General features: G+C 32.1%; 1 protein-coding gene. It reads right to left on the reverse strand.

Annotated elements, in window-relative coordinates; genetic code table 11:
* A partial coding sequence (locus D0T84_RS22710; RefSeq protein ID WP_221413171.1) for a hypothetical protein occupies nt 1-272 on the reverse strand: 272 nt, incomplete at its 3' end.
* Nucleotides 273-377 lie beyond the last annotated feature (105 nt).

Genomic DNA, 377 nt, shown 5'->3' on the forward strand with positions numbered 1-377 from the left:
TAAGAAAAAAACGGTAATTTTGTCAGACTAATTTGCACAGTGAGTGGGTGGGTATCACCGGAATCACTGGGTGGGTATCGCCGGAATATGCATTTAAAATCATTAACTTCTGCTTCTTCAGTATTGTCTAAAATAACTTTTAAACGTCCTTTATTGTTTGAAATAATTTTTCGACAATCGTTATCTCTTATAATTTCTGTTTTTAAGATTCTCCTTAATGATTCGTTTCTATTTTCTAAATTTCCGAACTCAAAAAGCCAACTTCCTATCATTCTAAAAGTATAAATAGTCTCTCCTTACGAATATAAAAGTTTCCAAATAGTTTTCATTTCGCCAGCATTTTCATCAGTAGAAAACTATTTGCATTTGGTTGGCAG

Source organism: Dysgonomonas sp. 521 (assembly GCF_010501055.1).
In the GTDB taxonomy this organism is placed as follows: Bacteria; Bacteroidota; Bacteroidia; order Bacteroidales; family Dysgonomonadaceae; genus Dysgonomonas.